Source organism: Oribacterium sinus (assembly GCF_963537195.1).
Lineage (GTDB): Bacteria > Bacillota > Clostridia > Lachnospirales > Lachnospiraceae > Oribacterium > Oribacterium sinus_A.
Genome location: NZ_CAUTEG010000140.1, coordinates 1 through 4,835 on the forward strand (window position 1 = coordinate 1; position 4,835 = coordinate 4,835).

The window sequence follows — 4,835 nt, forward strand, 5'->3', positions numbered from 1 at the left end:
ATGCGGGACTGGGGACGCAAGTATATGTCCGGAAGCTTTGAAGAATAAGGCGGAAATACCCTAAAATGAGACTTCACGATGATTTAGCTTTCGCCCCCTCCTTCTTTACTAAAAATCCTATCATCAAAGCAACCGCAATATATCCTATAATCGCCGGAAGAGCTGCTTCCACACCGAAATTACCGCCTGTAAGTAACTTATTTGTGGACTGTATGGGAATGATAATATAGGAATCGTTCCCCATACCATTTACCATATCCCCTATTCCGAAAACGCCGCCGATGATAAGTGTATTCCAGACTGCATGGGCAAATGCCCCCGGATAGATTGAATCTGATTTTAATGCAAATAGGGTAAACATGGCTGCAACCGATGAACCGGCCAAGATTAAAAGTACCAGATCCGTAAGATTAAAGCTTTCCATATTCATGATATGAGCACAGGCAAATAAAAGAGAAGGTAGTATCACTGCAGCTTTTAAGCCTGCAGTTCTCTGCATGTACCGAAAAATCATGCCCCTGAAAACCAGCTCCTCACAAATTCCTGCAGTAATCCCAAAACTAAATACGCCTCTTATCAAAGATATCCAAAAACTTCCCGGCTTTGCAATGTAAGCTTTACCGGGCAATACATAGGCATAAAAAGCCAGAACGATAAGCGGTAGGGCTATAGAGATAAGGAGCAACTTTATATCCATCTTTTTGAGTTTTAGTCCTAGATCCTCTACGCTCATTTTTAGTAGCTTTGATGATGCAAAGTAAGCAAGGGCAATGGTAACCGCAATCCTTACAAAAGCCGGTACGACAAGGCGTAAATACTGACCGGAAAAGTATTCTTGCACTAAACCTTCCGCAATAGCACCGATTATTAGTACCAGGATGGAAAGCACTATGACTCCTATATTTTTTCCTATTAACTTTATTGCTTGCATGGGATAATCTCCAAATCATATAAACTTAGTATGAAATTTTATGCCTTCTCCATTTCCATAAAAAGAGCAGTTAAAGCCCTATAATCCAGATACTGCACTCCTTCCTTTCCCTCCTGAATCATGCCTGCCAGCCTACTCTTATAATAACAGTCCATCGCCTCTTCTAAAGATAAATGCAACTCTTTTGCAATATTCTGTATCAATCTTTCTTCAAGACTTTCTTGATAAAACTGCTCTAAAGCTTCCTCTGTCATGGTGTTAACTCCTCTGCTAAAACAAATTCTAAAAGTTCATCAATTGATCTTTGAGAAATAAAAGCAATCTGGTCATAATTGGGATAAACACGAATTTCCTTTATCGCTCTTTCTTTATCCCATATCCCCTGATGGTACATATCAACCACTCGAAAAACTTTATCATTTGCAACTTTTCCAATAATAATGTCAAATTGCAAATAATCCTTTTTCCCCTCACGACAATTACACACAAAATCAATCCAAGAGTCCAAATCCTCTCCGAAATCTTTCACATTAAAATCTGTTTTATCCAAACTAAGCTCATAGCTATTAATAATCGGTCTTCCTGTCATTAAATCCGCTCTTCGTTTTGCCCACTTCTCTGCCTGTTCTTTTACCGTGGTCACATAAAATCCGGAACCAAAATCCAAATTCCGAAGGCTATGTTTTACATCAGGATTTTCTACATGCTGATTTGAACCATGATATACTATCATACTATCACCTCTTTTTGGGCAAGATATTCTTCAATATCTTTCACAACAAAATCAGTACTCTGTGTATGTAAAATATCATAATTCGGAACCAGGTAATGATTAAGACAGCCACTCTGTTTTAAAGCAAGATATACCTGTGCAGGCGTCTTCCTCCAACGGTTTGCGCAGGCATGAATCATATAAATAACAAAAGAAAAGATTTCCGAACGCAAAATTCCCTCCTTCAATCAATTTACAAAATAAGATAATAAAACATAGAAACTATCGTAATAATACTACCTAGTATACATTCTTTAGTGATGTTTTGAACACTTCGTTTTTTTCACTTCAATGTTCTTAATACTTCCACAACTTCTTTTTAGAGCTTTTCCTTTAGGGAACTTTTCTATACTAATCAGTAATAGGAAGTTCCCTAAAGTTCAATGCATTTTCCTATCTCTTTCATTCCCGGCTACTCAACATTTCTGCAATCTTCTCAAAGGTATTTCCGTTTCGAATCGTAATTTGCTTGTAGAAATCCTGCTTCATGAGTTTTTTATGGTAGGTAGTTTTTAGATATTCCGCCTCATCCATTTTCCCCCAAAACACTGCCTGTTTCCCGACATATACTTTCTCATTGTAAAATGTAGAGTTCTCTATAAAGTGGAGAATTCCGGATTTATCCATACCACAGGAATAAAACAAAACATCTCTTCTTGCCAGCTCCTCTTCCCACCAATCCGGTAATTCCGCTTGTTCTTCCAGATACTCTTCTTTGGTAAGTAAAGCAAAGGGAATTGAAAAGTCATAGTTTCTATCTAAGACTTTTCTTATTTTGGAAATGCAAGTTTCACGACTTTCAGCACTGCTAAAAAACAGATTGCCGCTGTTGATATAGGAATCAAGATTTTCAAAACCTGCATTATCCAATAAGGCTTTTAAATCCGTCATAGAAACTTTATTTTTCCCACCCACATTGACGCCTCGAAGGAAAAGGATATAGCGCAAGGAATTACCTCCTTAAATTTAGTGTTTTTTCTTCCACAACGAACCCAGCAAGATACCGATTGCGGAGATTATCACTCCGGCTACAATCATTCCGAAATCCGGGGCATTCAGCTTGTTGAAAGCAATATTGTTTGCCATTTTAAATGTACCATATTCAGCAAGCATATACATTAGGCCAAAGAAAAGGGTAGATCCCCATTTTCCTTTTCCAAAAAAGTCATTTTTCCCAATCAGCACGGACTCAACAAATGTTGTTACCGGAAGGATAATCCAAAGGAACATCAAGCTGTAGCCCATAGCATCACTTCCACTTGTAAAAAACCAGAACACTATCATGGCAAGTGCCCAAATCAACAGATAAGAAAGTATGATAATGATTTTATTTCTAATATCATGTTCCATGCTACTGCACCTCCCTAGCATTTTTATTGTAGGGAAAATGCCCCCTGTCGTCCAGCAAATGGCTTTTACATCACTTATAGTGTGTCAAAATCCTTTTACATTGTCCTTTTATTACTTTAATTTACCGCTAATCTCTTTAAATACTTCTTTTTTGATCTTCCAAATCCCTGAATAGGGTTGTTCAGCATAGGTCTTATTTCTATTTTCATATAGATAAACGACCTCCGGGTTCCCTTCCGTATTGTTATAATAAAAGCTAACAGTCAGAAAATTTTTAATGTTTACAGGCTGATCATGAATACTTTTTCCTCCTGTATCTTTGGTATTTTCTTTGATGTCATTCACGATTTTAGCTATTTCATCCTGTTCCGTGATTTTCACAGTAGTTCCGGAAGGATTTTCCGTGATTTCAATTTCTGTTATTTCCTTTGCCTCCGGCAGGCTGATTTCCTTCTTCGCTCCGCAAGCTGTTAAGGCAAAAATAAGAATAACAGCTAAGGTGATTCTCATAAACTTTTTCATGTTTTTTCTCCACAAGTTTACTTAATTCTCTTTAGAATATCTTCAACAGACGGCAGCTGCTCTTCCAGGGCATTCGGAAGACTGCTCGTAACTTTATACTCACTCACACCAATCGGCTTTGAAATGTCCTTTAGGGAATATTCTGCAACCAAATTATTCTTGCTTTTGCAGAGCAGTAAGCCGATGGACGGATTGTCTTCCTCTTTCTTTAGGATTCCATCTACTGCAGATAGGTAAAAGTTCAGCTGACCGGCATATTCCGGTTTGAAATCTCCTGCTTTCAACTCGATAACTACATAACACCGCAGGTTCAGATTATAAAACAATAGGTCAATATAAAAATCATCGCCCCCGACATTAAGATGATACTGATTGCCTAAAAAAGCAAATCCTGTTCCAAGTTCCAGCAGAAGCTTCGTGATATCTCGAACAAGCGCCTGCTCAATATCTCTTTCCAACATCTCCTCACGGAATGGGATAAAGTCGAACACATACGGATCTTTCATGGTCTGCGCTGCCAACTCACTTTGCGGTGATGGCAAGCGGCTCTCAAAATTAGAAACCTTATCAACCAGCACCTGCCGCTGATATAGTCCGCTTTCGATTTGATGCACCAGCACATTGCGAGACCAGCCATTCTTTGCCGCTTCTTTCATATACCATATATGTTCATCTGCACTCTTCAGTTTATCCATCAAGGCAATATGATGATACCAAGTTATTTGTGCAAGTGCCTCTTGCACAAATTCTCTATCTGAAAAACGAGCAGCAAATTTTGCCATATACTTTAGATTGCGAACAGAGTAACCTTTGCTTTCCGGGAACGCCATACGAATATCGGACGCAAGGTTATCAATAAACTTGTTTCCCCAAGTTTTGTGCTCGTTAATGACACAACCGATGTCATAATATAGGAGCAACATATCTGCGTTTACATGAACAGCTGCCCGATACTGCGCACTCGTAATTTCACTCTTTATCTTCTCAACAATGGAGATATACTCCGACGAATTCATTAACACTCGCTTCACCTCACTTTCAATATAATCCATGTTTTTTACAATAATGCGTTGATTCTCGCATCCTTGCTCTTGATATAGTCCCTATCAAATCGCTGAACTTTTGGCAGCAGGACCGCTCAGCCTACTGTAGAGGCATTGTCAGCTTTCATTAAGCTACTTTTTGCCTTCTTTGTCGCATGAACCAACAAAATAGCAGCAACTATACATATTACTTTGGATGCATTCCCTATAATTACAT

General features: G+C 38.5%; 8 protein-coding genes. All 8 read right to left on the reverse strand.

Annotated features, from left to right (window positions below):
* Positions 1 to 73: 73 nt before the first annotated feature.
* The 8 genes from RYL27_RS10875 to RYL27_RS10910 all read right to left on the reverse strand — a co-directional run bounded on the left by RYL27_RS10875 (position 74) and on the right by RYL27_RS10910 (position 4,591).
* Positions 74 to 931 carry a CPBP family intramembrane glutamic endopeptidase gene (locus RYL27_RS10875; protein WP_314327776.1) on the reverse strand — a complete coding sequence of 286 codons (858 nt, stop codon included), beginning with the start codon at positions 929 to 931 and terminating at the stop codon, positions 74 to 76.
* A gap of 38 nt (positions 932 to 969) precedes the next feature.
* A complete protein-coding gene (locus tag RYL27_RS10880) occupies positions 970 to 1,185 on the reverse strand; it encodes a hypothetical protein (RefSeq protein ID WP_183684246.1) in 216 nt (71 codons plus the stop codon).
* Positions 1,182 to 1,664: a DUF3990 domain-containing protein gene (locus RYL27_RS10885; RefSeq protein WP_314967166.1), complete on the reverse strand. Its 483-nt coding sequence runs from the start codon at positions 1,662 to 1,664 to the stop codon at positions 1,182 to 1,184. Before RYL27_RS10885 ends, RYL27_RS10880 begins: the two co-directional genes overlap by 4 nt.
* Entirely contained in the window at positions 1,661 to 1,876 is a 216-nt protein-coding gene (locus tag RYL27_RS10890; RefSeq protein ID WP_314327771.1) for a DUF3791 domain-containing protein, read from the reverse strand. The genes RYL27_RS10885 and RYL27_RS10890 overlap by 4 nt, the downstream gene beginning before the upstream one ends.
* A 229-nt stretch (positions 1,877 to 2,105) precedes the next feature.
* Positions 2,106 to 2,651, reverse strand: coding sequence for a DUF1697 domain-containing protein (locus RYL27_RS10895; protein WP_183684249.1), 546 nt, complete (start codon positions 2,649 to 2,651; stop codon positions 2,106 to 2,108).
* 18 nt (positions 2,652 to 2,669) lie between these two features.
* Positions 2,670 to 3,053: a hypothetical protein gene (locus tag RYL27_RS10900; RefSeq protein WP_314967167.1), complete on the reverse strand. Its 384-nt coding sequence runs from the start codon at positions 3,051 to 3,053 to the stop codon at positions 2,670 to 2,672.
* Between the two features lie 111 nt (positions 3,054 to 3,164).
* Positions 3,165 to 3,575, reverse strand: coding sequence for a DUF5301 domain-containing protein (locus RYL27_RS10905; protein WP_314967168.1), 411 nt, complete (start codon positions 3,573 to 3,575; stop codon positions 3,165 to 3,167).
* A gap of 17 nt (positions 3,576 to 3,592) precedes the next feature.
* The gene (locus RYL27_RS10910) at positions 3,593 to 4,591 is read right to left on the reverse strand and encodes a PDDEXK nuclease domain-containing protein (RefSeq protein ID WP_314328039.1); all 999 of its coding nucleotides are present in this window, start codon (positions 4,589 to 4,591) and stop codon (positions 3,593 to 3,595) included.
* Positions 4,592 to 4,835 lie beyond the last annotated feature (244 nt).

Coding starts and splice junctions, on each gene's coding strand:
- RYL27_RS10875 (WP_314327776.1), bottom strand. CDS start 931: ATGCAAGCAATAAAGTTAATAGGAAAAAATATAGGAGTCATAGTGCTT.
- RYL27_RS10880 (WP_183684246.1), bottom strand. CDS start 1,185: ATGACAGAGGAAGCTTTAGAGCAGTTTTATCAAGAAAGTCTTGAAGAA.
- RYL27_RS10885 (WP_314967166.1), bottom strand. CDS start 1,664: ATGATAGTATATCATGGTTCAAATCAGCATGTAGAAAATCCTGATGTA.
- RYL27_RS10900 (WP_314967167.1), bottom strand. CDS start 3,053: ATGGAACATGATATTAGAAATAAAATCATTATCATACTTTCTTATCTG.
- RYL27_RS10905 (WP_314967168.1), bottom strand. CDS start 3,575: ATGAAAAAGTTTATGAGAATCACCTTAGCTGTTATTCTTATTTTTGCC.
- RYL27_RS10910 (WP_314328039.1), bottom strand. CDS start 4,591: ATGAATTCGTCGGAGTATATCTCCATTGTTGAGAAGATAAAGAGTGAA.